This is a genomic window from Comamonas aquatilis, assembly GCF_965139575.1.
Classification (GTDB): Bacteria; Pseudomonadota; Gammaproteobacteria; order Burkholderiales; family Burkholderiaceae_C; genus Comamonas; species Comamonas aquatilis.
The window spans coordinates 234,635-260,621 of the sequence record NZ_CBCSIW010000002.1; the positions used below are offsets into that span (position 1 = coordinate 234,635).

23 protein-coding genes and 1 tRNA gene are annotated in these 25,987 nt (G+C 59.3%); 8 read left to right on the forward strand and 16 right to left on the reverse strand.

The window, feature by feature from the left end:
• Positions 1-52 precede the first annotated feature (52 nt).
• From ACNAZA_RS04115 to ACNAZA_RS04130, 4 genes are all read right to left on the reverse strand, one after another.
• Entirely contained in the window at positions 53-1,576 is a 1,524-nt protein-coding gene (locus ACNAZA_RS04115; RefSeq protein ID WP_415795163.1) for a CoA-acylating methylmalonate-semialdehyde dehydrogenase, read from the reverse strand.
• Positions 1,577-1,813: 237 nt separating this feature from the next.
• Positions 1,814-3,319 carry a c-type cytochrome gene (locus ACNAZA_RS04120; RefSeq protein ID WP_415795164.1) on the reverse strand — a complete coding sequence of 502 codons (1,506 nt, stop codon included), beginning with the start codon at positions 3,317-3,319 and terminating at the stop codon, positions 1,814-1,816.
• A gap of 5 nt (positions 3,320-3,324) precedes the next feature.
• Positions 3,325-5,106, reverse strand: a complete 1,782-nt coding sequence (locus ACNAZA_RS04125) for a GMC family oxidoreductase (protein ID WP_415795165.1) — start codon at positions 5,104-5,106, stop codon at positions 3,325-3,327.
• Between the two features lie 3 nt (positions 5,107-5,109).
• Positions 5,110-5,820: a gluconate 2-dehydrogenase subunit 3 family protein gene (locus tag ACNAZA_RS04130; RefSeq protein ID WP_415795166.1), complete on the reverse strand. Its 711-nt coding sequence runs from the start codon at positions 5,818-5,820 to the stop codon at positions 5,110-5,112.
• Positions 5,821-6,128: 308 nt separating this feature from the next.
• Between ACNAZA_RS04130 and gntR the strand changes: the two genes are divergently transcribed.
• Positions 6,129-7,208: an HTH-type transcriptional regulator GntR gene (gntR, locus tag ACNAZA_RS04135; RefSeq protein WP_415795167.1), complete on the forward strand. Its 1,080-nt coding sequence runs from the start codon at positions 6,129-6,131 to the stop codon at positions 7,206-7,208.
• 64 nt (positions 7,209-7,272) lie between these two features.
• Here gntR and ACNAZA_RS04140 read toward each other — a convergent pair whose 3' ends face one another.
• From ACNAZA_RS04140 to ACNAZA_RS04160, 5 genes are all read right to left on the reverse strand, one after another.
• The gene (locus ACNAZA_RS04140; protein WP_415795352.1) at positions 7,273-8,259 is read right to left on the reverse strand and encodes a Bug family tripartite tricarboxylate transporter substrate binding protein; all 987 of its coding nucleotides are present in this window, start codon (positions 8,257-8,259) and stop codon (positions 7,273-7,275) included.
• Between the two features lie 183 nt (positions 8,260-8,442).
• A complete protein-coding gene (gene maiA, locus ACNAZA_RS04145) occupies positions 8,443-9,087 on the reverse strand; it encodes a maleylacetoacetate isomerase (protein WP_415795169.1) in 645 nt (214 codons plus the stop codon).
• A 9-nt stretch (positions 9,088-9,096) separates the two neighbouring features.
• Positions 9,097-9,804: a fumarylacetoacetate hydrolase family protein gene (locus tag ACNAZA_RS04150; RefSeq protein ID WP_415795170.1), complete on the reverse strand. Its 708-nt coding sequence runs from the start codon at positions 9,802-9,804 to the stop codon at positions 9,097-9,099.
• Between the two features lie 129 nt (positions 9,805-9,933).
• Positions 9,934-11,064, reverse strand: a complete 1,131-nt coding sequence (locus ACNAZA_RS04155; RefSeq protein WP_415795172.1) for a cupin domain-containing protein — start codon at positions 11,062-11,064, stop codon at positions 9,934-9,936.
• Between the two features lie 23 nt (positions 11,065-11,087).
• Positions 11,088-12,293, reverse strand: a complete 1,206-nt coding sequence (locus ACNAZA_RS04160) for a 3-hydroxybenzoate 6-monooxygenase (RefSeq protein WP_415795173.1) — start codon at positions 12,291-12,293, stop codon at positions 11,088-11,090.
• A gap of 251 nt (positions 12,294-12,544) precedes the next feature.
• Between ACNAZA_RS04160 and ACNAZA_RS04165 the strand changes: the two genes are divergently transcribed.
• Together ACNAZA_RS04165 and ACNAZA_RS04170 are read left to right on the forward strand one after the other, a co-directional pair.
• Positions 12,545-13,126, forward strand: coding sequence for a MarR family winged helix-turn-helix transcriptional regulator (locus tag ACNAZA_RS04165; RefSeq protein ID WP_415795174.1), 582 nt, complete (start codon positions 12,545-12,547; stop codon positions 13,124-13,126).
• Between the two features lie 9 nt (positions 13,127-13,135).
• A complete protein-coding gene (locus ACNAZA_RS04170) occupies positions 13,136-14,032 on the forward strand; it encodes a LysR family transcriptional regulator (protein ID WP_415795175.1) in 897 nt (298 codons plus the stop codon).
• Between the two features lie 202 nt (positions 14,033-14,234).
• Here the strand turns inward: ACNAZA_RS04170 and ACNAZA_RS04175 are convergent, their stop codons facing one another.
• The 7 genes from ACNAZA_RS04175 to ACNAZA_RS04205 form a co-directional block, all read right to left on the reverse strand.
• Positions 14,235-14,666: a type IV pilin protein gene (locus ACNAZA_RS04175; RefSeq protein ID WP_415795176.1), complete on the reverse strand. Its 432-nt coding sequence runs from the start codon at positions 14,664-14,666 to the stop codon at positions 14,235-14,237.
• Positions 14,667-14,679: 13 nt separating this feature from the next.
• The gene (locus ACNAZA_RS04180; RefSeq protein ID WP_415795177.1) at positions 14,680-18,081 is read right to left on the reverse strand and encodes a PilC/PilY family type IV pilus protein; all 3,402 of its coding nucleotides are present in this window, start codon (positions 18,079-18,081) and stop codon (positions 14,680-14,682) included.
• The gene (locus tag ACNAZA_RS04185; RefSeq protein ID WP_415795178.1) at positions 18,081-18,620 is read right to left on the reverse strand and encodes a pilus assembly PilX family protein; all 540 of its coding nucleotides are present in this window, start codon (positions 18,618-18,620) and stop codon (positions 18,081-18,083) included. Before ACNAZA_RS04185 ends, ACNAZA_RS04180 begins: the two co-directional genes overlap by 1 nt.
• A gap of 7 nt (positions 18,621-18,627) precedes the next feature.
• The gene (locus ACNAZA_RS04190) at positions 18,628-19,380 is read right to left on the reverse strand and encodes a PilW family protein (RefSeq protein WP_415795179.1); all 753 of its coding nucleotides are present in this window, start codon (positions 19,378-19,380) and stop codon (positions 18,628-18,630) included.
• On the reverse strand, positions 19,377-19,940 hold the full coding sequence (gene pilV / locus ACNAZA_RS04195) for a type IV pilus modification protein PilV (protein WP_415795180.1): 564 nt from the start codon (positions 19,938-19,940) through the stop codon (positions 19,377-19,379). Before pilV ends, ACNAZA_RS04190 begins: the two co-directional genes overlap by 4 nt.
• A complete protein-coding gene (locus ACNAZA_RS04200) occupies positions 19,933-20,484 on the reverse strand; it encodes a GspH/FimT family pseudopilin (protein WP_415795181.1) in 552 nt (183 codons plus the stop codon). Before ACNAZA_RS04200 ends, pilV begins: the two co-directional genes overlap by 8 nt.
• Positions 20,485-21,147: 663 nt before the next feature.
• Complete coding sequence (locus ACNAZA_RS04205) at positions 21,148-21,840, reverse strand: glutathione S-transferase (RefSeq protein WP_415795182.1); 693 nt, start codon at positions 21,838-21,840, stop codon at positions 21,148-21,150.
• A 452-nt stretch (positions 21,841-22,292) separates the two neighbouring features.
• Between ACNAZA_RS04205 and ACNAZA_RS04210 the strand changes: the two genes are divergently transcribed.
• From ACNAZA_RS04210 to ACNAZA_RS04230, 5 genes are all read left to right on the forward strand, one after another.
• Positions 22,293-22,369, forward strand: a tRNA-Gln gene (locus tag ACNAZA_RS04210).
• Positions 22,370-22,943: 574 nt separating this feature from the next.
• On the forward strand, positions 22,944-23,774 hold the full coding sequence (locus ACNAZA_RS04215; RefSeq protein ID WP_415795183.1) for a transporter substrate-binding domain-containing protein: 831 nt from the start codon (positions 22,944-22,946) through the stop codon (positions 23,772-23,774).
• An 88-nt stretch (positions 23,775-23,862) separates the two neighbouring features.
• Positions 23,863-24,531: an amino acid ABC transporter permease gene (locus ACNAZA_RS04220; protein WP_120968197.1), complete on the forward strand. Its 669-nt coding sequence runs from the start codon at positions 23,863-23,865 to the stop codon at positions 24,529-24,531.
• A gap of 3 nt (positions 24,532-24,534) precedes the next feature.
• On the forward strand, positions 24,535-25,320 hold the full coding sequence (locus tag ACNAZA_RS04225) for an amino acid ABC transporter ATP-binding protein (RefSeq protein ID WP_415795185.1): 786 nt from the start codon (positions 24,535-24,537) through the stop codon (positions 25,318-25,320).
• A 91-nt stretch (positions 25,321-25,411) separates the two neighbouring features.
• Positions 25,412-25,888 (forward strand): Lrp/AsnC family transcriptional regulator, encoded by a 477-nt coding sequence (locus ACNAZA_RS04230; protein ID WP_120968193.1) that lies wholly within the window; start codon positions 25,412-25,414, stop codon positions 25,886-25,888.
• The last annotated feature ends 99 nt before the right edge of the window (positions 25,889-25,987 follow it).

Sequence of the window (25,987 nt, forward strand, 5' to 3'; positions counted from 1 at the left end):
CCCTGCCGTAGGTCTGGCGGGTTTGCGCTGCGCTGCTTCATGAGGCCTGGTCTTACTTCAAGCTGATGGTGGTGTTAACGCCATGGCTGGTGGTGGAATCGTCAAACCAGCGTGCGGTAATCGTCTTGGTCTGGGTGTAGAACAGCACGACCTGCTTGCCGTAGGGGCCCAGATCGCCCAGCTTGGACGCGCGGCTGCCGGTAAAGGAGAACAGGGGCACGGGCACGGGAATTGGCACGTTGATGCCGACCTGGCCCACGTCGATGTCTTCCTGGAACTTGCGCGCTGCCGCACCGCTTTGGGTGAAGATGGCCGTGCCGTTGCCGTTGGGGTTGGCATTGATGAGCTCGATGGCGTCATCCAGCGTATCGGCGCTGGCCACAGCCAGCACGGGGCCGAAGACTTCGTGCTCGTAAATGCTCATGCCAGGCTTGACGCCGCTGAAAATGGTGGGCGCCACAAAGTTGCCTTTCTCGTAGCCGGCCACCTGGGGCTTGCGGCCGTCGAGTTCCAGCACCGCGCCGTCGGCCACGCCGCGCTCGATCAGGCCTTCCACACGCGACAGGGCGGCGCAGGAGACCACAGGGCCCACATCGGTGCCGGCTTCGGTGCCGCCAGAGACCTTGAGCGTCTTGGCCTTGGCCACCAGATCGGGAATCCATTTTTGTGCTTCACCCACCAGCACCACCACCGACAGCGCCATGCAGCGCTGGCCCGCAGCACCGAAGGCGGCGCCGGCAATGGCGTTCAGCGTCTGCTCCTTGTTGGCATCGGGCAGCACGATGGCGTGGTTTTTGGCGCCCATCATGCATTGCACGCGCTTGCCGGCCAGCGAGGCGCGGTTGTACACATGGGTGCCGACCTTGGTGGAGCCCACAAAGCTGATGGCCTTGATATCGGGGTGGTCGCAGATGGCGTTGACCACGTCTTCGCCGCCATGAATCACGTTGAGCACGCCGGGCGGCACGCCGGCTTCAAGCGCCAGCTCGCACAGGCGCATGGTGACCATGGGGTCTTGCTCGGAGGGCTTCAAGACAAAGGTGTTGCCCGTGGCAATCGCCATGGGGAACATCCACAGCGGAATCATGGCCGGGAAGTTGAACGGCGTAATGCCTGCGCACACGCCCAGGGGCTGCATGATGGAATAGGTATCGACGCCGTTGGCCACGTTGTTGGCCAGCTCGCCCAGCTGTAGCGTGCCGATATTGGCCGCATGCTCCACCACTTCCAGGCCGCGGAACACATCGCCTTCGGCATCGGGCAGGGTCTTGCCCTGTTCGGCCGTCAGCAGTGCCGCCAGCTCCTTCATGTTCTCGCGGATCAGCTGCTGCAACTTCAGGAAGATACGGGCACGTGCGCCTATGGGGGTTTTCTTCCAGGTCTTGAAAGCCTGCTGGGCGTTGGCCACGGCAGCGTTGACTTCCTCGGGCGTGGCAAAAGGCACGCGGGCCAGCACTTCCTGAGTCGCAGGGTTGACCACATCGCGCCATTGCGTGGTTTTGGATTCGACCAGTTGCCCGTTGATCAGCAACTTGACCGTGGGTGCCAATACCTTGGCGGATGTAGGTGCGTTCATGCCGTGTCTCCTGGATTGCGCCGATGGGAAATCGTTGCGCGTGGTTGATTTGTGCTCCATGGTATGTGTGCGCATTTGCGCAGGCAATAGCAAATGCTGCACATAGGGTGTGCAAATGTGCACGAGTTGTCACTCTCTCTGCCAGCGCTGTCGCGCAGGCAAAGGTCTTGTGGCCGCTGCATGAAAAAGGGCTGCCGTAAAGGCAGCCCTAGGCTAGCGGCGCGGCTTGGGCGCGCCTCAGTGCTTTGCCGCTTTTTCTTGCGCAGCGCGTACCTTGCTGACCTGGGAGGCCGAGACCTGGCCTGCCTGGTTGCCCCAGCCTGCGCGTACAAAGCTGCTCACATCGGCCACCTGCTGGTCGCTCAGGCGCCAGCCAAAAGCGGGCATGGTGAAGGTGGAGGGCCGGGTGCGGGTGGCCGGGAGCTTGTGGCCTTGCAGCACGATGGCTACCAGATTGCTCGGGTCGCCGGTCAGCACGGCCGTATTGCCAGCCAGGGCGGGGAACACCTGGGCATAGCCCTTGCCGTCGCTGCGGTGGCAGGCGGCGCAGTTGTCCAGGTACAGGGCGGCGCCAACACGGCTGACATCACCCTTCCACAGCGCATTGGCCGTGTCGTCGCTGGCGGCGAACTGGCCGCCGTCGCCGCCAGAGCGGCCTGCGGGCAGGCTTTTCAGGTACACGGCCATGGCTTTGAGGTCGCTGTCGCTCAGGTACTGCGTGCTGTGCTCAATCACCTCGGCCATGCCGCCGAAGACGGCGCTGTGGTCGTTGCGCCCGGTTTTGAGCAGGGCGACGATATCTTCCTCGCTCCAGCGGCCCAGGCCGTCCTTGTCGTCGCGCAGGCTTTTGGCAATCCAGCCGTCAATGGGCGCATTGCCGCCCGCCAGGTACAGGTCTTCGCCAGCGGTCAGGGCTTTTTCGGCCATGGTGACGGAGCGGGGCGTGTGGCAGGAGCCGCAGTGGCCCAGGCCTTCGACCAGATAGGCGCCGCGCAGCTTGGCATCGACCGTGGGGGCCACGGCCGCCGCGCTTTGCTGCACCTGGGCGGCATCGGGCGCAAACAGGGCGCGCCAGATGCTCAAAGGCCAGCGCATGGACAGCGGCCAGGGGATGTCGTTTTCCCGGGTCTGACTTTCCACCGGCTGCACGCCCTTCATGAAGTAGGCATACATGTCCTGCATGTCCTGCTCGGTCACCCGGGCGTAGGAGGGATAAGGCATGGCCGGGTAGAGGCTGCCCTTGTCCTTGGCATAGCCGTGGCGCACAGCCTGGTCGAAATCGGCAAAGCTGTAGCTGCCGATACCGGTTTTGGCGTCGGGCGTGATGTTGCTGGAGTACATGGTGCCAATCGGCGAGGCCATGGCCAGACCACCGGCAAACGGCTTGCCGCCGGGGGTTGTGTGGCAGGCCACGCAGTCGCCCATGCGCGCTAGGTATTCGCCGCGTATCAAGGCATCGCCGGAGGTGGCGCCTGCAATCGGCTGGGTCGGCAGATGGGGCGCCACGGTCACCATGGGCTGCGGGCCTTCCTGTCCATGTGGCGGCACCAGATTGCTCTTGGCTGCTGTGGCTGCTGCTGCGGAAGTTGTAGCTGCTGGCGCAGCATGGCTGCTCGCCTGAGCTTGTTTTTGTCCCCAGGCGCTCAGGCCCAGAATGCTGCCGGTCGCGAGCACGGCGGCAAGCGCCGTGCCTTGAACGAAGCGGGCTTTGCGCGAGGAGAATGGCTGGTTTAGCATCTTCATCCTCCTCAAGCCTTGAGCAGCGCGCCGGGCTGCTTGAGGTATTGCGTGCGAATCGCCTTGGCCGACCAGTAGGCCAGCGCCGCTACCAAACCGGTTGGGTTGTAGCCCAGGCCCTGGGGAAAGGCCGATGCGCCCAGCACAAACAGATTGTGTGCATCCCAGTTCTGCAGATAGCGGTTCACGGCACTGGTCTTTGGGTCCGTGCCCATGATGGCGCCGCCGTTCAGGTGCGTGGTCTGATAGCTGGTGGTGTCAAAGCGCGAGCCGGGCTTTTTGCCATAGATGCCTATGGCATGGCCACCCATGGCCTTGGCAATGCCGCTCATCTTGTCGGCCATGAACATATTCATCTTGATGTCGTTGGGCTGCCAGTCCAGCGTCATGCGCAGCAGCGGGTTGCCGTAGGCGTCCTTGTAGATGGGGTCCAGGCTCAGGTAATTGCTGCGATAGCTTTGGTGGGCGCCATGGGCGTCCATCGATACGTGATGGGTGTAGTGTTCGGCAGTGGATTTTTTCCACGCGCTGCCCCAGCTGGGCGTGCCGGGCGGTGTGACCGATGCCGAAATCGGCTTGGTGCCGCCCTGGTTGAGCCAGAAAGGCGAGCCGCCCACAAAGCCTGCAGCTCCGTGGTCGAAGTTGCCGGCATTGAAGTCATCGATGGCAATGCCGTTGCCGCCGGCGCCCATGAAGGGGTTGGTGGTGTGGCTGTTCTTGTCGAAGAACACCTTGATGGTGGCCATGTTCTGGAAGGCAAAGTTCTTGCCCACTACGCCGGTATTGCTGTCGGGGTCGTAGGGCTTGCCGATTTCCGACAGCAGCAGCATGCGCACATTGTTGAACTGGAACATGCACAGCGCCACGATGTCGGCGGGCTGGAAGACTTCCTGGCCCATGGAGTCGATATAGGTCACGCCGGTGACCGATTTGCCGTCGGCCGACTTGTTCACGCGCGTCACCTGGCATTGTGCACGCAGCTCGAAGCGGGGATCCAGGCGTAGCGCGGGCAGGATGTTCACATTGGGCGAGGCCTTGGAATACATATAGCAGGCATAGCCGCTGCAGAAACCGCAGAAGTTGCACGGCCCCATCTGCGCGCCATAGGGGTTGGTATAGGGCCCCGAGGTATTGGCCGAAGGCATGTTGTAGGGGTGGTAGCCTAGAGATTCGGCGGCCTGGCCGAACAGCGAGGCCGACACCGAGTTCTTTTGCGCAGGCAGGGGGAAGTCGCTGGAGCGATCAGGTGCAAAAGCGTTGCCGCCCTTGGCCATGCGCTTGCCGTTCACCGTCCAGGCCGAGCCCGAGGTGCCGAACACTTTCTCGGCAAAGTCGAAATGCGGCTCCAGCTCGTCGTAGCTGACGCCGAAGTCCTGAATTGTCATGCCTTCGGGAATGAACTTCTTGCCGTAACGCTCTTCATAGTGGCTGCGCATGCGCAGCTCCATGGGGTCCACACGAAAGTGCACGCCCGACCAGTGCAGGCCCGCACCGCCCACGCCGTTGCCCGGCAGAAAAGCGCCGAGCTGGCGATTGGGCAAGGCCACATCCTGGCTGCTATGGCGGATGGTGACGGTTTCTTTGGAGATGTCCACAAACAGCTTGCGGCGCGAGTTGTAGGTCAGCTCGTCCATGGTCTGCGGATACACGCCATCGGGGTCGGTGTCCTGCATGGGGCCGCGCTCCAGCGCCACCACGTTGAGACCGGCTTCGGTCAATTCCTTGGAGAGGATGGCGCCGGTCCAGCCGAAGCCCACCACCACCACGTCTTTTTTCGCTAATGTCTTTGCCATCTCTTATCCCCGCAGGCCCTTGATCGAAACTGGCGGCAGCGGATATTTCTCGTCCCGCTCTATCCAGTCCATGAAGTCGGCGCGTGCGCCGGGAAAGCCTATGAGCTTCCAGCCCACCATGTCCTTGTTGCCGCCGTGAATGGGGTCGCTGAAAAAGCCTTCGCGGGTATTGCCCCAGAGCATGGAGAAAAAGGTGGCCGAAGGCAGGCTGTCAAAGCCGTCTATGCCGTTTTGCATGGCCGTCAGCGCCTTGTCCTGCGCATCTGCAGGCAGGTCGGCAAAGGGCTTGCCCATGTCCTGGCTGCACCAGGCGTTGGCCGCAGCAATGCCCAGGCGGTAGATCTCGCGCGCATTGAGCTTGAGCTGGTAGCCCATCTCCTTGGGAGCCGAAGGCTGGAACGGGCCTTGCATATACCAGTTGGCACCGGCCGCCCAGGGGGTGTTCATCTGGCGATCGATGAACTCGGGCACGCCGGCTTCCAGGGCGCCAGGGCCCAATTCGTCCTGGGGAATCAGCCGGGCCACTGCGGCCTGGAGAAAACGGTATTCCTCGGCGCTGAAGTAGCTGGGCTGGTAGGTGGCAGCCTCTGCCAAAGCCGTGTTGACGGGCGTGCCGGGAACGGGCGGCAGGTGATTGGGCTGACTGGCAACCAGGGTGGCGGCCCCGCCAGCGGCTGCGACAGCCGCCACGGGGATGATGGGCAGGGATTTCATGAAGAACGCACGCCGCTGCGGACTTCCCAAAGATTTGCTGTTATTCATCATATATAAGTGTTAGCGCTAACATTGTAATCATGCAAAGCAAATCTCTGCTTTGGATCAAGAGATTTGGCGCTTGTATGGGCTAGATGTCGGTTGGCTGTAACCGGGGTTTTGGCGAGTTCTTGATTGGTAAGTCATACAAGAATGAGGCCCTAAGCGTGTAGCAAGCGGCTGCAAATGCGGCGTCGGAGCTGCGGCAACTGCCGGGAGTGCTGCCCATTAGCGCTAACATGGCCCGCAAACTTTCAGAGGACTCTGCTTTGTCTGCTCGCCGCCCCGATAAACCTGCCCGCTCCGATAGCTCTGACCAGGCGCCCGCACCACGCGCCCGTTCCCCGCGTGCCAGCGGCCGCGTCACCTTGCAGGATGTGGCGGCGCATATCGGAGTCAGCGCCATGACGGTATCGAGAGCGCTGCGCGGCGGAGCCCGGGTCGATCCGCAGCTGCTGCAGTCCATACGCGAGGCGGCGCAGGAGATGGGCTATGTGCCCGACCCGGCCGCGCGTGCCCTGGCCTCCCAGAAAAGCAACCAGATCCTGATGCTGGTGCCCATGCTCTCCAACACCTTGTTTGTGGAGCTGATCGAGGCGGCCCATGCCGTGCTGTTTGCGGCGGGCTATCAGGCCATGATCGGTGTGACCCACTACGACCGCGAGCAGGAGTTGCAGCTGCTGCAGTCCTATCTGCCGCTGCGCCCGGCCGGTCTGCTGGTGACGGGCTTTGAGCAAAGCCCGCAGGCACAGACGCTGCTGGAGCAAAGCCGCGTGCCCTGCGTGCACATGATGGAACTCAGTGACGCCGCCGAGGTGGCTAGCGTGGGTTTTTCGCAGCAGCAGGCCGGGGCCGCCATGACTGCGCACCTACTGGACAGAGGCTATAGACGCATTGCTTTTTGCGCGGGCCAGCTCGATGCGCGGGTGATGCAGCGGGCCAGCGGCTGGCGGCAAACCCTTCAGCGCGCCGGCCTCTATGCGAGCGAGCTGGAAATCATGTGGCCGCAGCCCACGTCCATGGCCATGGGCGCCCAGTTGCTCCAGGCCACGCTGGCGCAGGACCCCACGGTAGATGCCATCTTTTTCTGCAATGACGACATTGCCCAGGGCGCTTTGCTGCAGGCCTTGCGCCTGGGCCTGGATGTGCCCGGCAAGCTGGCCATTGCCGGCTTCAACGACTTGCCCGGCAGCGACCAGATGATTCCACCCCTGACCACCATCCGCAGCCCGCGTGCGCGGATAGGCGATGAAAGTGCCCGGCTGTTGCTGCAGCTGCTGGACGGCAAGGCGCCCGCCGTGCTGCGCAGGGATCTGGGCTATGAGCTGGTGGTCAGGGCCAGCAGCTAGCGACAGCTGCCGTTCATGCGGCGTTGACCGGATTTGCTATTGACCCAATAGCGGGAAACGCCTGTCAATCCAGGCTGATATGCGCTTTTTCAATCAGAAGCTTGTATTGCTCTGACTTTTTCTTGGCGAACTGCTGCATCTCGGCCACCGTGAAGCCCATGGGCTGGAAGGCAAAGGTGGCGAATTTTTCCTTGACCTGGGGGTCTTGCAGCACGGCCACCACATCGGCGCGAATCTTCTCGCGCACGCCGGCATCCACGCCCTTGGGCGAGAGCAGGGAGACAAAGGAGTTCACATCCAGCTCGGCCGGGCCGCCGGCTTCGGCCACGGTGGGCACCTCGGGCATTTGCGCAATGCGCTTGGGCGCGGCCACGGCCAGGTAGCGGATCTTGCCGCTTTTGTAGATGCCCTGGCTGGAGGGCAGGCTGGCAAAACTCCAGGCCGGATCGCCGTTGGCCACCGAGGTGAACAGCTGGCTGACCTCGCGGTAAGGCACGTGGGTCATCTTGCTGCCGGTCAGGTAGTCCAGCCATTCGCCGCCCAGATGGCCGGGGCTGCCCACGCCCCAGGAGCCGTAGCTGACCTTGCCGGCATCGGCCTTGGCGGCCTTGATCAGATCCGCCATGTTTTTCCAGGGCGAGGCGGTGGGCACGGCCACAAAGAAAGGTGTCAAAAACAAGGGGGCCACGGGGTCGAAGTGATCCAGCGTGTTGAAGTTCCTGTTCTTGTACAGATAGGGCAGGGCCGAGATATGTTCGCTGTCCAGTTGCAGCAGCGTGTAGCCGTCTGGCTTGGCGCGGCGTGCATATTCAATCGCCACAAAGCCGCCGCCGCCGGGGCGGTTGTCCACGGTCACACCTTGCTTCCAGCGTGTGGCCAGCTTCTCGCCCACGATGCGCAGCACGGCGTCAGGCCCGCTGCCCACGGCAAAAGCGGTGACCACGGTCACCGGGCGGCTGGGGTAACTGGCGGCTGTGCTCTGCGCCTCAGCGCCACCCGCCAGAGCTAGCAAGGCCGCGCCCGCCACCAGACTGCGCCTATTCAATTTGATAGCTGTATGCGCAATATGGGTGTGGGCTGGGATGTTGTTTTGGTCATTTTTCACAGTTTGTCTCCTGGTTGAAAATTTTTGCTGTTCCTGCAGATAACCAAAGAGCGGCTTGCGCTGAGGCAAGCCACCGGGCAAGGCCTGTGGGGGCGGTTGCCTTGCTTCTGTCTCTCTCTCTCTCTCTCTCTATCCCCCGGCATCCGGCTGGGCCAGCGGTGCGGCCTTGGCAAACGCGGGCAGGGCATTGCAGGCCGCATCCACGGCGCTGATCAGCGGCCAGCGGCCCATGTCGACGCCAAAGCGGCGGGCGCTTTCCACCTGGGGAATCAGATAGACATCGGCCAGCGTGGGCGCATGGCCAAAGCAGAAGCTGCCGCGCTTGCCGTCCTGGGCCAGCAAGGCCTCGATGGCATCAAAACCGGCGCTGATCCAGGTGGCGCACCAGGCATTGACGGCGGCTTCGTCGGCACCAAACTGCTGGCGCAGCGTCTGCAGAATGCGGCGGTTGTTGATGGGGTGGATGTCGCAGCCCACGATGGCCGCCAGGGCACGTACCTGGGCGCGTGCCTGGGAACCTTCGGGTAGCAGGGCGGGAGTCGGGTACTGCTCTTCCAGCCACTCGATGATGGCCGGCGACTGGATCAGGGTCTGGCCGTCGTCCAGTGTGAGCGCCGGTACCAGGCCTTGCGGGTTGACGGCCTTGAAGGGCGCCTCGGCCTGCTCGTCCACGCGCAGATCGACGGGAATGTAGTCGGGACTCAAACCCTTGAGGTTGAGCGCAATGCGCAGCCGGTGCGAGGTGCCGCTGCGAAAAAAACTATAAAGCTGCATGCTGGCGTCTTACTCGGGCTGGCCCACGGTCAGGGCGATCTCGCCCACGCCTTCCACGCGGCCCGTGATCCGGTCGCCGGGCAGAACGGCGCCCACGCCTTCGGGCGTGCCGGTATAGATCAGGTCGCCGGGTTGCAGGTGATAGAACAGCGACAAATCGGCAATGATTTCGCGGATGTTCCAGATCAGCTTGTTCACATCGGACTGCTGCTTGACTACGCCGTTGACGGACAGCTCGATGGCGCCGGACTCGATCACCTGTCCGGGCATGGGCACCACGGCTGTGGCCACGGACGATTGCTCCACATCCTTGCCCAGATCCCAGGGCCGGCCCTTGTCGCGCGCCACCAGTTGCAGATCGCGGCGCGTCATATCCAGGCCGCAGGCATAGCCGTAGATGTATTCATGGGCTTCGCTTGCCGCAATGCGAAAGCCGGCTTTGCCTATGGCCACCACCAGCTCCATCTCGAAGTGATAGTTCTGGGTTTCGGGCGGGTAGGCCACGGTGGCGCCGGATTCAGTCAGCGTCTGCGGGGCCTTGGTGAAGTAGAAAGGGCGCTCCACGCTCTTGTCCACGGGGCGACCCATTTCCACCGCATGGGCGTGGTAGTTGCGGCCCACAAAGAACAGGCGGTTGATGGGCAGGCGTTGCTCGCTGCCTTGCACGGGCAGGGATTGAACCGGAGCGGGAGTCCAGAGATAGTTGGCTTGGGTCATGGGAGAAATTCCTGGTTGGTGATCGGTAAAAAATGCTTGAAACCGGCGCGTACTTGGTGTGAGACAGCAAGCAAGAGCCGCCTCGCAGCGAGGCTGTCGTCCCCCTTCAGGGGGAAGGCGCGCAGCGACTCAGGGGGTCTCCGTCCTATATGCGTTAACAGCTTCAAAAATAGGGGTGTCGGCAAAGCGGAACAGATCGAGCTGGGGCTGATCGGCATCGCAGCGGGCGGTGAAGGGCTGCCAGGAGGGCACGACAAACATGTCGCCGCGGCGCACCTGCCATTGCTTGTCGCCCACGGTGACCTGGCCCTGGCCGTCAAAGACCTGGAACACGGCCGAGCCCACCTCACGCCTGGGCTGGGTCGCCGCACCGCTTTGGATGCGGTGCATTTCGCAGCGAATCGTGGGCAGCACATCGCGGCCGTTGGTCGGGTTGGTGTAGCGCACGGCGGCGTGGCCGGGGCTTACGGTGGCGGCATAGCCTTCGGCTTCCAGCGCCAGCTGCTCGCTCAGGGCGCGGTCCGTGTCCACCCAGCGATAGGCCAGCAGAGGCGTGGCGGCGGTGGGCTCCGGATGCGCTACCGGGCGCAGGCCGGGGTGAGCCCACAGGCGTTCCGAGCGCGAGAACCGGGGCTGGATGCGCTCATGCGCATCCAGATGCAGGCGGCCGTGCTCGAAGAACTGGGACTCTGTGTAGTAGGCAAACGGAATGTCCAGGCCGTCAATCCAGGCCATGGGCTTGTCGGCGGCGTTGTGGTGGGCATGCCAGTTCCAGCCGCCCTGGGGCAGAAAGTCACCGCGCGACATGCGCACCGAGTCGCCGTTGACCACGGTCCACACGCCTTCGCCTTCCACCACAAAGCGAAAAGCATGTTGGCTGTGGCGGTGTTCGGGCGCATCTTCGCCGGGCATCAGGTACTGGATGGCGGCCCAGAGCGTGGGGGTGGCAAACGGGCGCCCGCCCAGTGCCGGGTTGGCCAGGGCAATGGCGCGGCGCTCGCCGCCACGGCCCACGGGTACGATGCGGCCGGCCTCGTCGGCCAGCTTGAGCAGATGGTCCCAGCGCCACAAATGGGGCAAGGCCTGGCTTTTGGGGTGGGCGGGCATCAGGCCGCCAATTTCCGTCCACAGCGGCACCAGCATTTCCTGCTCGAAGCCGCGGTACAGCTGCTCGAGTGCGGGTGTGGGTTCGGGCTGGCCGGGGCCGGCCACGGCCGATAGCTTGACGGGGGAGGGAGGTGTTGTTTCTGTATGGAGCATGGCGCTTGCTTTTTTGGGTTGACTCAGTCTTTGGCCAGGCAGGTTTCAGCCGTCCAGCCGTACAGCCATTCCATGGCGTCATAAAAACGCCCGGGCTGACGGCCTTTCCACAAGTCGTTGCGCACTAGGCGCTCCACTCCCTTGGCGTGGAAGATGCGGCCCATTTCTCGCGCCGAAAGCACCACACGTGCCGTACGGGCAATGCGCGAGCGCTCATAAAGTTGTAGCGTTGCAGGCCAGTCGTGCTGGCAGTGCTTGAGGGCCTGGCCCAGCGTGACGGCGTCTTCGAGCGCCATGCAGGCACCCTGGGCTATGTATTGCAGCGTGGGGTGGGCGGCATCGCCCAGCAAGGTGGTGCGGCCGAAAGTCCATTGGCCTATGGGTTCGCGGTCGGCCGTGGCCCAGCGCTTCCAGCTCTTGGGCAAGTCGATCAGCTGGCGAGCGCGCGGGCAGCAATCCTGGAAATAGCTTTGCACTTCCTCGCGGCTGCCTTCGCGCACGCCCCATTCCTCGGCCTCGCGGCTGTGAAAGGTGACGACCACGTTGTATTGCTCGCCGCCGCGCAGCGGGTAGTGCACCAGATGGTAGTTGGGGCCTACCCAGATGCTGGCGGCATTCCAGCGCAGATCCTGAGGAAAGTCGGCTTTCTCGACCACGGCGCGGTACACCACATGACCGGAGACACGGGCGGCATCGCCCACATGCTGCTGGCGCACCACCGATTTGACGCCGTCGGCGCCAATCAGTGCCTGGCCGACGTGGGCCACACCATGCTGGTCGTAGACGGTCACGGTGTCGCCGTTTTGCTCCACCCGGGTTATACGGGTGGCGGTCAGGGTTTCGATATTGCCGTGGGCCTGCGCGCCTTCCAGCAGCGAGCGGTGAATATCGGCGCGGTGAATCACTGCATAGGGATTGCCAAAGCGCTGGCGAAAGCCCGCGTCGGTGGGAATGCGTCCCACCAGGCGCTCGTCCAGGGCGTCATGCATGACCATCTCGTCGGTATAGACGGCGCGGCTGCGGGCCAGCTCGCCAATGCCCAGCGCATCGAAGGCGGCAAAAGCATTGGGGCCCAGCTGAATGCCGGCGCCGATTTCGCCCAGCTCGGGCGACTGCTCCAGCACCTTCACGGCATAGCCCAGACGGGCCAGCGACAGTGCCGCCGCCACGCCGCCAATGCCGCCGCCGGCCACCAGGACGGGAAGAGTTGATGAGCAAGGAGTCGTCATGGTTTCGCTTCTTTCTGGTGTCGCTTTCCACTCGGTGCTGATGCAAACCAGGCCCGTCTAGGTCTGCGTCATCGCCAAAAGCCGGGTGGCTAGTGGTCGCGGAAGATAAATAAACAGTGTACTGACGATCAGTGTAGTTTTGATTTATCTCAAAAGTTTCTGGGGTAAACCCGGTGGTCGAATGCGCGGTCTGAATCGGCCCGAATTCATGAGAACATTCCCCTGCGCACCGCAGCCACACAGAACAAGACATGCAATACCAACCCGCAGAACTGGAAAACTATCCCGGCTATCACATACGCCGGCTGCAGCAGATCGCCGTGGCTGTCTTCATGGAGGAGGTCGAGGCCTTTGGCGTCACGCCGGTGCAATACGCGGCCATGTCGGCCGTGCTGCGTCAGCCGGGCGTGGATCAGCGCACGCTGGCGCGCAACATCGGTTTTGACACTTCCACCATTGGCAGCGTGATCGACCGGCTGGAAGCGCGTGGCCTGATGCTGCGCAATCCCAGCCCCACGGACAGGCGGGTGCGCCAGCTGACGCTGACGGACGAGGGCCGCGAGTTGCTGCAGCAGGCCGAGCCTGCCGTGCTACGCGCCCAGCGCCGCATGCTGGAGCCGCTACCCGATGACAAGCGTGCCCAGTTCATGGAGCTGATTGCGCTGCTGATCCATGAAAACGACGAGTTCGCTCGCGCCCCCAGTGCCGTGGCCGAGCGCAGCGCAGAGGGCAAGCGCACGGCAGCAGTCAAGGCCGTGAAGTCCTTGACGGGCAAGGCGTCTGGCACCCGGGCCGGCAAGCTGGTCAAAGCGGCCAAAGCAGTCGTCGAGTAAGCCTGGCTCATGGACTGGGACCACCTGCGTTTTTTCGGCGAGCTGGCCCGCAACGGCAGCATGGCCGCAGCCGCGCGCCGCCTGGGCGTGGAACACTCCACGGTGTCGCGCCGCATTCAGGCGCTGGAAAAACAGCTGGGTGCGGTGCTGTTTGAGCGCACCGGCGGGCAATGGCGGCTGACGGAAGCCGGTCGCCAGCTGTTGACCGTGGCCGACAGCATGCAAAGCGCGGTCGATGGGCTGGAGCGCGGCCCGCTGGCGCTGGCCTCGCACAGCGAAGGCCCGGCCGGACTGGTGCGGGTGGGGGCTACCGAAGGCTTTGGCACGCAGTTGTTGGCCTCGGAGCTGGCGCGCCTGACTCAGCGCTATCCCATGCTCAGCATCGATTTGCTGGCGCTGCCGCGCATGCTGCATCTGTCGCGGCGCGAGGCCGACATCGTCATCTCGCTGGAGCGACCCAAGCGCGGCTCGGTGGTGGTTACCAAGCTGGCCGACTACCGGCTTTATCTATACGGCCAGCGCGAATATCTGGCGCGCAAGCCCCTGGTGGCCAGGACCGAAGATCTGCGCCACCACAGCTTTGTGCACTACGTGGACGATATGTTGTTTACCCGCGAGCTGCAGCTGCTGGACACTTTGCACCAGCCCGAGCGTTTTGCTCTGCGCAGCACCAGCATTACCGCCCAATACGAGGCCGTCAGAGCCGGGGCTGGCTTGGCCGTGCTGCCGGCATTTCTGGCCGACAAAGACCCTGTTCTGAGCCGCGTGCTGCCGGAGCAGGCCTGCTTTACCCGCACTTTCTGGATGAGCATGCCCGTGGAGTCGCGCCAGATTCCGCGCATTGCCGCCACCTGGAGCTTTCTGCGCGATACCGTGCAATCCATGCGCGGCTTGCTTTGTCCCTGAGACTCGCTTAATCGAGCAGGTGGCCGTCAGTAAAAAAGACACCCCGGTCACGCAAGCGAGCGGGGTGTCTTGGTTTTTCGCAGATATGGGGCTCGGGGCTGTGCGGGTAGGAGTGCTTATGCAAAAGTTTTCCAACTCTCGGCGCCAGCCTCATGAACTGCGCATCCGCTTAGTCACGACGCTGTAATCTCCAGCAAGAAGCTCACCAGCAATCTGTGCGATTGGCGCCCGTGCCGCCGTTGGCCCTGGTTCCCTTGTCGCTGAGTGTGTAGCTGCTGCAGACATCCTTTGCCTGCGCACCGGTTGGTGTGGCGGTTGCGGTCCAGGTCTTGCCGCTATCGGTGCTGGCTATTGACAACTGGTAGTAGGAACTGTTTCCCGACGAAGGTACGTCGTAAGGCAGTGCGCTGTAGCCCAGGTCAGCAGCTGCCAGCGAATACTTGTTGTTTACGCTGAAGAAGCGCTCCTGACGGCTGGCCAGATCCAGCAAGGTATTTTTTGCATCCACGCGACGAGATTTGCGCACGTAGTCTTGATACGAGGGATAAGCAATCGCAGCCAGAATGCCGACAACTGCCACCGTAATCATTAACTCGACCAGCGTAAAACCACGCTGGCGGTTGCTACAAGTCATTATCTTCATCTTCTCAACGGCGCTTGATCCAGGTGACGCGCTTGAAGTTGGCGTTGGCACTGGGGTTTAACTCGAAGGTCTTGGGTTTTCCCGAGGTGGTTTGCGTGGTTCCAAAGGTGCGTGAGCCAGAGCGCACGGTGATGATGGAGCCCACGCCACTGGCGCCATAGCCGGCAATCACCCCGCCGGACCATTCGCTGTTCTTGAAATAGCTAATTTCCGGCACGCCTGTGTCTGGAGGAAGGGCCATGGTGAACCCTGCTGCCGCTTGGGTATCGCAGCTGAGCAGTTCGGAGACTTCGGGAACCGTGGTGTTGAACAGGACCAAGCCATCCTGAAGCACCGGGTTGTAGAAGATTTGTTCATTCCTGCTGGGCAACTTCATACGCCAGCCGCGCTTGTTGCTGGGAGTGCAGGAAGTAGAGCCCTTCCAGCACAGTTTTTCCTGCGACACCGTTCGCACACCATTGACGCCCAATGTGTCATCGATATAGGTGGATTCGGTGATGGTACGCGTCAGCAACTCGCTGGTTGTCACCGTCGTCGCGGTACCGCTGAGCGTCAATGACTTGTAGGCGAAGGTGCTTTTGGCGTTCCAGGCATCCATATCCGAATCCCAGATGCCGTGCAAATAATGATCGCCGGTGGCCGAACCCCCAATATCGTCCAGCGTTCTCGGGAAAAGGCGACCCGTGCCGAAGTTCAGGATTACGCGATAGATTTCGTTCTTGGTTGTCGAACTGACGGCAATAGCCGTTGTTATCGGCTGGTCTGCCTTGAAGACCGGATTTGCGCCCGCGGCCCAGTCTGACGCTGTCTTGCTGCTCAGGTCAAAGCGCCAGATATTGCCCAGCATGTCGCCGCCATACACATAATCAGTGATGTGGTCGTTATCCAGGTCAGCCGCTGTCACTTGGCTGATTCCGTTGCGCTTGACAAAAGTGGTGCCTGACATCTGGGGGCCGGCAGCCTTGATGTAGCGGAATGTGCGTGAGCCATCGCTCTGGGCGACCGTCATGATGTAGATGCCGGCCTCGCCAGTTTTGCTGTTCTGTCCGTTGGGAAAGATCACAGCCCAGTTGCCGTCATGCAGTCGTCGCACCAACGGTGTACCGACGGTGCTGCCCAGGCTGTCCTTGCATGTGGTGTTGTTGGAACAGATCAAATTGTCTGAATTCCATTCGCCGAGAACATTGCCTGCTCCGAAACTGTCGGGGTTCGTAATGTCCAGTGCATAGATCGCGCCCTTGGAAACACTGGTGTCGTCTGCAACCACACCACCAATATTTCCCCCCAGGCCCAGACCGCCCACCAGCCAGGTGCGCCAGGCGCCCCCATAGTACAAATCACCTGTGCCTGGAGGAGCATCCACAAAGGCGTTATGGCCGTAAGACGTACTGGGCAGCGCCAGGTTGTCGTTAGAAGTGTTGTTGATGGTGCGCAGTACTTGGTCGGGCATGTAAGCAAACAACTCCTGTCCGTCGTTGTTCGTCATGTCCAGTGTTCCGTCGGTCTTGCTCTTGCCGCTGCGGAAAGCATGCAGAAAGCCATCATTTGCTCCCACGTAGACGGCATTCGTGCGGGTCTTTTGGGTGCTGGCAAAGCTGTCGTAGCTTTTGCTGGCTTCCGGCATCGTTCCTCCATGACGCAGATCCGTCCAGGTTCCGGCATAAGGCGAATTAGGTCCACCTACCCAAGTGGGATTGGAGCCGACGATATCGCCCAGCAAGCTGTCTCGCGCACGCAAACTGCCAGTGCCATCGCTCTTGCGCTCATTGGTGCGCGTACCGGTGAGCCAAGCCAATGCTGTCTGGCCCAATGTCGTTGTGGTGCCCAGTGCAGTTTGTTGAGTGGCACTCAGATTGCTCCAGGTCAGAGACTTGCCTCCTGCATTCCAGGTAAAGAGGTTGCGCGTGGTCTGGGCCGTCACGGTCTTGCCGGTGGAGTCGCAACTACCTCCGGTGAGTTTGCAACTCGCGTCCCAATTGGCGATTGGATTGATGGTGACAATGCCGGTGTCGGTATCTTCGACCAGGCCTTGTGCTGTCAGTTGGCCCCACCAATTTTGGGTGCGATAGGAGGCAATGTAGATCTGACTACCTGCCATCACTCGACTCAGCGGAGGCACATTGCCGGCAGCAGAAGATGAGGAGCCGGTAATCTGATCAGCCTTGAAACACATGATCTCGTGTACATTGCTGCCGCCACCCGTACCGCCAGTAAAACCAAAGCGGAAATTCTTGGGCAGAGGTCCGTTCGATGCGGTGATATCTCGCTTGTCCATCACCTGGATGCTCTCGCCCCCGTTATAGCTATAGGCAAAGCTCAGCAGGCCATCTTGCGTAATCTTGATATTGTAGGTAATGGGCGTGGCAGCTCCCCGCAAAGGCATATTAATAGCCTGCTGATTAAAAATTGCCTTTCGCTGCTTTCTCGCATTATCTGAATCCGAAGAATTCAGCTTGGCATCCATAATATCGCTGTGAATGATATAGGGGTAGTTATAGAAACCGCTGTAATTTGTTCCTGTGTTGGCTACTTCGGTATTTGTAACGTTTGAACCACTCTTTGTGTACCTATAAAGCTTGCCGTTTAGGCATGCCTGCTTTACGGCATTGTTTTGCAAAGTTCTGGTATTTAATATGCTGGATGGGTAATAACTGGCTTTATTCTCGCTGAGCCATTTCCAGTTGATATTCCCAGCGCCGCGCAAAGTGACGCGATTCCAGCCTTGGCCGGGTCCGGTATTAGTGGTATCTCCGGAATTGGAGAAATTACCGAACTCATCGATGCCTAGACCTATATATGCACCATAAAGACCATCGCTGCCGTCAGGATTGGAAGTGCTGACATCTTTGTTGTTTGCACAGCTATAGCCCAAACTTCCGCCAAAAGCACCTGTCTTTGTGCTACTGTTTACACTAGTCACTTGATCGGCATCGACCAAAAAGAAAGCAATGCCGTCAGCTCCGGATTTAACACTGGCATGGTTTGGATAGGCATTGCCACCATATGTCACAGTTTTAAAAGTGATATTGACGCCGGCATTGGATGGGAAAACATCTTTGGCATAAACCGCGCCCGTCTGGTTATTGCCATTTGATCCAGTGTTCGTTGCCCCGTTGGTCAATCGCAAAGCGCCCTGGCCCACTGCATCTGGCAAGCGCCCGGAAGCCCCGCCCACAAGAGTCGTACTACCGTAATACGGCAGGCCGGTGCAGGCTGGAATTGATCCAGTATTATTGCCGGCGGTCAAGCAGGCACCACCCAAAGATTGCCAGTTATATGATGATGCAGCCCCGGTTAAGGTGTCTTTTACCGAAATGGCGGCGTGACTTGGAATGATTGCGCCTAAGCCTGTCAGACAAATCCCGAAAATTTGATAGAAATAATTTTTTTTGAATGGCTTGCTCATCACAAATCTCCCAAATCAATCGAACTCAGTGAGAACGTGAAGGTGCTTTGCAGCACTGAAGCCGTGCTTTCCTGGCCTCCGTAGCCGGTAGCAGAGAGTTGGAAAAAATCTCCTCTGCGGTTTTTTCCAAGATAGCTTATATAGAGTTTTGGCTGCGCCAAATAATTAATGTCGCCATTGGATGCCAAACCACCGCCATTGCTGATGGTCATGTTTTCTGGTGTGTAGGTGGTATATCCTGTCCAGGAACTATCAGCCGGATTTGCCAATGCATTGGTACACACTCGCATTAGTGAAATGGTGTTTCCATCGACAGTGTCACTACAGTTTATATATTCTCCATGGTTGTTAAGAGACAACCACCATTCGCCATAGCGCAGTCCAGATTCAGCTGCTTGAAATGAGCGTTGTTTCTCCAGCGTATTTCCTGCTGCGCGCTCACTCAACGTAACATTGCGCATTCCGAAAATACCGAGTGACATTACCGCCAGTAAAACAAATAGGCAAACAATTATGACCACACCTTGCTGGCGGTGCATTCTCGGTCTAGTTCGGAATTTCATAGGTATTCATCAGGTTAACGTATTGCGTAACCACCTTGGGCATGGCTTTCTGAGCCGCTTCCGAGTTGTTGATGGTGTCCATCAAGGTCAAATCAATACGTACTGCGCGAACGTTGCTCCAACCAATGGCCGCTGTCTGCGTTGCGCCCAAATAGCTGTCCAGCACACCATCTGAATCGCTGTCTACGCCGTACAAGAAATCGAGTTTGGAGATATTGCGTGCCAACACGACAGTAGCGGGCGTGCCTCCATTGGTACTGGTCGTGCAAACCAGTTCATAACTGGCATTGATGGAGAAGGTGTTGACAAAGATGGCATTGGCTCCAGTGTCATTTTCTGAACCCGAGCAGTTCAAGATGCCGTCGTTCGCTTGGGCCTGGTAACGGACACTGAGGGAAGACTTTCCATTCGCCGAGGCGCCATAGATGATTTGCCCGGCAGTCGTAAAGCTTGTATCAGCACCAAAGACAGAAGCCAGGTTGTCAGTGAGAGGGTTCGCAAAAAAACCTGCGCTCTGAATGCTGTTAGTGAGCGTTGTCAAAGCAAGTCTTTGATTCTCCTGCGTGTTGACAAGGCTGTCCTCACTCAGAAAGTTTCGTTTGAGCGTGACATAGATTCCCGCCAGTGCCATGCTCAGAAAAATGCTGATGAGCATGGCGATCATCATTTCTACCAGCGTGAAACCGCGTGAAAGCGATGCCTTGCCATGCCTGATGCGTAGAGATGTCTGGTTCATGGCTCTACGTGCAGAAAGTAATTGCGCTCACCTGCGGTGGCCGCAGAAGCCGCAGCGGCATTCTTGCCAGAATCGACAAAGCGTTCGCTCCAGGAAATCTTGATGGTGCAGTTGTGCGCGGCATTGTCTGCGACTGCAGGGCAGGACACATCGCTTTTTGCATCGGGCAGGGCATTGCCCAAACTGGCTGCCCAGGTACTTGCCTCCAGCCCGGCCAACTGAGCCGGCGTGCAAGCACTGCAACTGGTTTGGCTGGTGTCAAGGTTGCTGCTCTTGGTTGCCAGGTTTGTACCGCTGGATGTGAAGCTGATGACATTCGCACGCGAAGCCCAAAAGGTGCGATTGGCATACATGGCTGCGGCGAGGCTGCTGGCTTGCATGGCAGCGATAGAGCGAAGAGAGGCGGTTTTGGCATTGCTCATTCCTTTAATGAGCAGGCTGCTGGTACCCATGATGCCAAGCGAAATAATCAATATGGAGACCAGCGTCTCGATCAGTGAAAAACCGGCGACTTTTCTTTTTGACGTGCAACGCATGCGGCAGCGCATGTTTCTAATCACAGTTCGCCTCTCCTTTTTTCCGAATGGCCGGATTGGCCGTCTGATTGATCACCAGACAGCGCTGAGCAAAGGAGTCTACAGGCGAGGTTTTCAGGGTGAAAACGATCTGACCTGCTGCCGGCAACTTGTAGGCAAAACCTTCGCCATTGATATTGATGCTGCTGACGTTACTGGATGCTGCGAGTGTGTCGCCTGCTCTCACGGCCTGCTCCTTGGCAATGACGGTTTCGCCACTGTCCATAGTCTGGTTTCCGTTTTTGTCATCAAAGACAATCCAGCCTGTCTCCCAAGCATTGCTGCCCGAGCAGCTAGTGCCGTTAGTCGATGCGCAAAGCTGAACCGCACTGCCGCGTTTGATGGCCTCACTTTTGGCTGTCCGAATGGCTGCAGACAAGGAGGTGATTTCGCCCGCTGTGCGATTGGAGCGAATAAGGGAAGCCATGCTGGGGGCAGCCAGGGAAGCAGCGATGGCGATGATGGAGATGACAGTAAGTAGCTCAACCAAGGTGAAACCGAGTTGCCGCGAGCTTTTTTCTAACTTCATCGGATGCCGCAATGTCTCATTTATCTATACAAATTGCTTTGTCTTAAAGCATCAACTCGAAAACAAATTCGTATATAGGTAGCAAATATTTTGTGTCAAATACTAACTTTTGTAGGATATTTTTTCAATAGGGGTAGCCCGGAATTGCAGAAAATCATGTTGCATGAGTCTGCATAAACATGGCTCATCTCATGGAGTTCGTTTTCGGCGATTCACTCATCTTTCAGAGCCAGAGTATTCGTCGAGGAGGGCTGGTGTTCACTCAGCTGAACAGGTTCAGCTGAGTGAATAACATTCCGTGCAGATTACAGAGTGGGTGCATTTCATGCTGAGTTACAGAGAGCGGGAAGGTTCTCGCAAAAAAGCATTGACAAGGGTGGGCTTGCTCAATGTCAAGCCATGGATGCAATCGCCATGGATTGCAAAAAAAATCTGGAAGGCGATGCCTTTTATGGAGCACATGCGGAAGTCCATAAGCACGGAAGCTTGCGGTCTTGTAGCAGACGGCAGCATTTACAACCAAGAGCACTCAGCAAGTGGAGCGCGCTGTGCAATTGACTGGGATTGCTTTTCTAAGTATTCAATTCACAAGTCACGGGAATATTCTCAATGAAAGACATCTGAGATGCAGGTCCAGTGGTCGCTTTCAGCTATGCATTTCGATCAAGTACTGGCTTGAACACCTTTGTTCGCAAACGTGGGACCGGTGGTGCCGGGAGTCCAGCCGGGATAGGTTTCCATCACTTCGGCAAACAAGGCGGAGTCTATCCAGCGTTGCAGCCAATCCTGCAGATGCGGCCAGGGCTGCTCGTCCCACTGCGCCTGGTCGATGCGGGCGTACTGGCGCACAAAAGGGCGCAAAGCCATGTCGGCCAGGCTGGGGTTCAGACCAAACAGGTAACCGGTCTGCTCGAGCTGGTCGTTGAGCTCGCTGAGCCAGATCAGTGCATCGGCCTGGGCCTGATTGACTTCCTCGGCGCTGTGGCGCTCGGGGTATTTGCAGCGATCCAGCGCTTTCTTGAAAAAACCGTCATTGCGCTCTATCAGCGACAGCATTTCGCTCAGTTCGCCTTGCGTGGGCGAGAGCCAGCCGTCGGGATCGTTGGCGGCAAGCGCATGCAGCATGATGTCCAGGCTTTGATCGATCACGGCTCCATCTGCACTGACCAGCACCGGCACCGTGCCCTTGGCCGATGCATCCAGCAGTGCCTGGGGCTTGTTTCTCAGATTGATCTCACGCAACTCGCAGGCCATGGCCGAATGCGCCAGCGCCAAACGGGCACGAATCGCATAGGGACAGCGGCGAAAGGAATACAGCACAGGCAGCGAAGAGGGTGAGGACAAGGAATCGGACATGAACAGCAGAGAAAAATGCGATGCAGCGTTGAAGGCTTTGCGTGCGCTTGGATGAGATTGGGAATGGAGCAGCCCACAGCCTAACCCATGTCTCATGCCGCCAGAGCTTGATCGCCTATAGATCACCTATAGCCAAGGCCGGTGGCTTTGCGGGCCTGGAAACGAGTCAAAGCGAATGCCAGAGTGCGTGAAGGCCAACTCGCGTGGCGACAGGGCGCAAGGGATTTTTGAAAGACGCAGTGCTATTTGGTGTGACCGTACAGCGCATAGGCGGCCATGCCATCCGGGTGCGGCCATGTGGCAAGTGAAAGGCCGCAGCGCTGATAGACTCTGCAGCCTGCGAGCGTTCGAGGCCGGGCAACCGGTCTTTGCTAGAAATTATGTGCGATTGCACAATTTTGTCGAACTTCGAAATTCATAGCGAAAAGTCGTTGTACAATTCGATTCATCGTAGGGGAGTCGCCAAGTTGGTTAAGGCACCGGATTTTGATTCCGGCATGCGAAGGTTCGAATCCTTCTTCCCCTGCCAAGATATAAAAACCTGTTCACGCAAGTGAACAGGTTTTTTGCTTTGTGCCTTTTGTTTTGGCTTTGCATTAACTTTTTCAGCTTGTTTTGTCATGCGTCCTGGTGAAATTGGCGCTCGCCGGGCGCAGGCGATACATGTCTGCAAATCCTGGTTATATGGATTCGCCTTGCTTCGTGATGCCGCGCTGCTTTTTCTGACGTTTTGCAGCGTTCAGCTGCAGTGCTTCAGTATTGATAGCTGCTTGTGCTCAACAGGTTTGCGTCTGAAGCCTGTTTGATACTTCGGCGGGCCAGTGTGACGGATTGTTTCGAGTCGAACGGGCTTTTGCCCATGGTGGCGGGCGATTTGAGGCCGGTGGCGGCGACCAAATTGGCTTTTTGCCTAAGTGTTACTACGGATACGTCAATAAATGTCGTTAAATTTCTTGCGAAATGATTCGATGATTGCGTCGAATCGTCAAAACAAAGAAATTTCACCTGCAAACTGCTTATAGACTGGCTCTCTTTTGTTCGACTTACTTTCGATAAATGTTCGATTTGAGTCGAAGTTGATCCGAACCCAGCAGGAGCGGCATATGCCCAGCAAATCTTCGATTCTCCAGACCGTGGCCCTGGCTGCCAGCCTGTGCGTTGGCGCGGCTGCCGTGGCCCAGGAATCCTCCATGGCCCGTGTAGAGCGCACCAAGACGCTGCGCGTGGGGGTGATTTCGGGTGCCACGCCTTATTTCCACAAGGATCTGGTGTCGCAAAAATGGGAAGGCTTTGGTCCCGACTTCGCCGCCAGCCTGGCCCAGAAGCTGGGTGCCAAGGTGGAGCTGGTGGAAACCACCTGGGGCAACTCGGTGATGGATCTGCAGACCAACAAGATCGATGTGATGTTCGGCATGGGTCCGACGCCTGCACGCCGTGAAATGGTGGATTTCTCGGAGATGCTGTTCAACAACACGCTCACGGCGGTCTGCAAAAAAGGCTATGGCCCTGTCAAGACCTGGGAGCAGTTGAACGATCCCAAGGTCAAGATCGTGGTGGACGTGGGCTCCAACCAGGATCAGTTCGCTACCAAGACCTTGCCCAAGGCCAATATTGCACGCCTGGAAAGCTCGGGCGCGGCCTCAATGGCCGTGCAGACCGGCCGTGCCGATTGCCAGATTCTGATGGTGTTGCTGGCCCAGCCGCTGCTGGCCAAGCGCCCCGATGTGGGTGCCATGTTTGTGCCCGAGCCCGTGGCCACCTCATCCACTCATATCGGCCTGCCCAAGAGCAGCAACAAGGACTTTGAAAAAGCCGTGAACACCTGGCTGCTGGATGTGCGCGCCAAGGGCGAGGTGCAGTCGGTGATCGTCAAGAACATGGAAAAGCTGGCCGGCGTCAAGCCAGAGAGCTTTCCCAAGCAAGTCAAGTTCTAAGCACTGACCCATAGATTCCGACTGGGACTTGCCCGGTCCCCTGTTGCGGCTGCCATGCAAGGCAGCCGCAAGTCGTTCAGGAGTAGCAATGTACGAATGGGATTTTTCCCTGTTGTGGAAGTATCGGACCCTGTTCATCCAGGGCATAGGCTATACGCTGCTGTTCACCGCCATCTGTGTGGCGGGTGGGCTGGCCGTGGGCCTGGTCGCGGGTCTGGGGCGGCTGTCGCGCCATAAATGGATCACCTTGCCGCTGCGTGCGTTTGTGGAAGTGTTCCGTTGCACGCCGGTGCTGGTGCAACTGGTGTGGTTTTACTACGCGCTGCCGGTGCTCACCGGCATCGAGATGTCGGCCCCGGTGGCGGCTGCGCTGTGCCTGTCGCTGTACGGCGGGGCCTTCTATTCCGAAATCATTCGCGGCGGCGTGATCTCCATCGATGCGGGCCAGACCGAGGCCGCTCAGGCCATTGGCATGACGCAGTTTCAGCTGATGCGCCGCATCATCTTGCCGCAGGCCTTCAAGCGCATGGTGCCGCCGCTGATGAGCCAGTCCATCATGCAGCTCAAGAACACTTCGCTGCTGTCCGTGCTGGCCGTGCCCGATCTGCTGTACCAGGGCCAGGTGATTGCGCATGACACCTACCGTCCGCTGGAGGTCTATACCTTCATCGCCGTGGCTTATTTCGTGATCCTGCTGCCGGCCACCATGTGGGCCAAGCGCATAGAGCAAAACAGCTCTCAAGCCAAGGAGGCATAAGCGATGTCTGCTCCTGTAATTGAGATTAAGAATCTCAAAAAGTCCTTTGGCGATCTGGCCGTTCTGAAAGACATTTCGCTGACGGTGGAGCGGGGCTCCGTCGTGGCGTTGATCGGGCCCTCGGGTTCGGGCAAATCCACGCTGCTGCGCTGCGTCAATCTGCTGACCGTACCCGATGGCGGCGACATCCGCGTGGGTGAGCAATCCATCACTTTCAGCGGTAAAAACACGGCACTGCCGCGCGACAAGGTGCTGGCCGGCTACAGAGCCCGCACCGGCATGGTGTTTCAGCATTTCAATCTGTTCCCGCACATGACGGTGCTGCAAAACGTCATGGAAGGGCCGGTGACGGTGCTCAGGAAAAACCGGCACGAAGCCGAGGCCAAGGCGCGCGAGCTATTGGCCAAGGTGGGTTTGGCAGACCGTGCCGATATGGTTCCTGACAGAATGTCTGGCGGCCAAAAGCAGCGCGTGGCGATTGCACGGGCTTTGGCCATGGAGCCTTCCGTCATGTTGTTCGACGAGGCGACCTCGGCGCTGGACCCGGAATTGGTGGCAGAAGTGCTGGGTGTCATCAAATCATTGGCCAAGGAAGGTATGACCATGATTTTGGTCACACACGAAATCGCTTTTGCCCGCGAAGTGGCGGACAAGGTGATCTTCATGCGCGACGGCGTGGTGGTGGAATCAGGCCCGCCCTCGCAGGTGATAGACGATCCGCAGCAGGAGGCGACACGCAGCTTTCTGGGCCGGATTCTGGGCAGCAGCCATGCGCCGGCCCGGACGTAGAGGTGTAGCGCATGAACGAGAGCAAGAACAGCATCAGGTACGGCAGCAGCAAGCTTTGCGCGTACCACAGCATGAAGAGAATGGGGTGAGCATGGAATACCGTTTGGACGAAACCGACCGTCAGCTGCTGCGGCTGCTGCAGACCAATGCGCGCGCCTCGACCGCGCATCTGGCGCGGCAGATGAACTTGGCGCGCACCACGGTGGTGGCGCGCATTGCCAAGCTGGAGCAGGAAGGCGTGATTGCCGGCTATGGCGTGCGCCTGGGCTCGAGGCTGGAGCAATCGGCCGTGCGCGCCTACTGCGGCATCCGCGTGCAGCCCAAGACGGCAACCTCCGTCATGCAGGCTCTGAACCGCTTTACCGAGGTGGAGGAAGTCTCGGCCGTCAGCGGCCAGTACGACTACATGGTGTTTGTGCGTTGCGAAAGCAATGAAAAGCTCGATGCTTTGCTGGACCGTATTGGCCTGATCGACGGTATTCAGCAGACCTATACCTCGGTGGTGCTGAGCCGCAAGATCGACCGCCGCACCACGGCCGAGGTGGTGGCAGACAACCAGGCCGGCTGAGAATCGGCCGCCCGCGTCAGAAAAAACACCCGTCAGCGATAGGCTGATCGGGTGTTTTTGCTATTTATACAATAGCTGTATGCGCTTCACTGCATTGGG

What these genes read in the sequence shown, in the direction of transcription:
- ACNAZA_RS04220 (WP_120968197.1), top strand. Translation starts at nt 23,863, where the DNA reads ATGTACGAATGGGATTTTTCCCTGTTGTGGAAGTATCGGACCCTGTTC.
- ACNAZA_RS04205 (WP_415795182.1), bottom strand. Translation starts at nt 21,840, where the DNA reads ATGTCCGATTCCTTGTCCTCACCCTCTTCGCTGCCTGTGCTGTATTCC.
- ACNAZA_RS04215 (WP_415795183.1), top strand. Translation starts at nt 22,944, where the DNA reads ATGCCCAGCAAATCTTCGATTCTCCAGACCGTGGCCCTGGCTGCCAGC.
- ACNAZA_RS04120 (WP_415795164.1), bottom strand. Translation starts at nt 3,319, where the DNA reads ATGAAGATGCTAAACCAGCCATTCTCCTCGCGCAAAGCCCGCTTCGTT.
- ACNAZA_RS04150 (WP_415795170.1), bottom strand. Translation starts at nt 9,804, where the DNA reads ATGACCCAAGCCAACTATCTCTGGACTCCCGCTCCGGTTCAATCCCTG.
- ACNAZA_RS04185 (WP_415795178.1), bottom strand. Translation starts at nt 18,620, where the DNA reads ATGCACCGCCAGCAAGGTGTGGTCATAATTGTTTGCCTATTTGTTTTA.
- ACNAZA_RS04115 (WP_415795163.1), bottom strand. Translation starts at nt 1,576, where the DNA reads ATGAACGCACCTACATCCGCCAAGGTATTGGCACCCACGGTCAAGTTG.
- ACNAZA_RS04155 (WP_415795172.1), bottom strand. Translation starts at nt 11,064, where the DNA reads ATGCTCCATACAGAAACAACACCTCCCTCCCCCGTCAAGCTATCGGCC.
- ACNAZA_RS04200 (WP_415795181.1), bottom strand. Translation starts at nt 20,484, where the DNA reads ATGAAGTTAGAAAAAAGCTCGCGGCAACTCGGTTTCACCTTGGTTGAG.
- ACNAZA_RS04230 (WP_120968193.1), top strand. Translation starts at nt 25,412, where the DNA reads ATGGAATACCGTTTGGACGAAACCGACCGTCAGCTGCTGCGGCTGCTG.
- ACNAZA_RS04175 (WP_415795176.1), bottom strand. Translation starts at nt 14,666, where the DNA reads ATGACTTGTAGCAACCGCCAGCGTGGTTTTACGCTGGTCGAGTTAATG.
- ACNAZA_RS04130 (WP_415795166.1), bottom strand. Translation starts at nt 5,820, where the DNA reads ATGAAATCCCTGCCCATCATCCCCGTGGCGGCTGTCGCAGCCGCTGGC.
- ACNAZA_RS04125 (WP_415795165.1), bottom strand. Translation starts at nt 5,106, where the DNA reads ATGGCAAAGACATTAGCGAAAAAAGACGTGGTGGTGGTGGGCTTCGGC.
- ACNAZA_RS04160 (WP_415795173.1), bottom strand. Translation starts at nt 12,293, where the DNA reads ATGACGACTCCTTGCTCATCAACTCTTCCCGTCCTGGTGGCCGGCGGC.
- maiA (WP_415795169.1), bottom strand. Translation starts at nt 9,087, where the DNA reads ATGCAGCTTTATAGTTTTTTTCGCAGCGGCACCTCGCACCGGCTGCGC.
- ACNAZA_RS04190 (WP_415795179.1), bottom strand. Translation starts at nt 19,380, where the DNA reads ATGAACCAGACATCTCTACGCATCAGGCATGGCAAGGCATCGCTTTCA.
- ACNAZA_RS04165 (WP_415795174.1), top strand. Translation starts at nt 12,545, where the DNA reads ATGCAATACCAACCCGCAGAACTGGAAAACTATCCCGGCTATCACATA.
- ACNAZA_RS04180 (WP_415795177.1), bottom strand. Translation starts at nt 18,081, where the DNA reads ATGAGCAAGCCATTCAAAAAAAATTATTTCTATCAAATTTTCGGGATT.
- ACNAZA_RS04225 (WP_415795185.1), top strand. Translation starts at nt 24,535, where the DNA reads ATGTCTGCTCCTGTAATTGAGATTAAGAATCTCAAAAAGTCCTTTGGC.
- ACNAZA_RS04170 (WP_415795175.1), top strand. Translation starts at nt 13,136, where the DNA reads ATGGACTGGGACCACCTGCGTTTTTTCGGCGAGCTGGCCCGCAACGGC.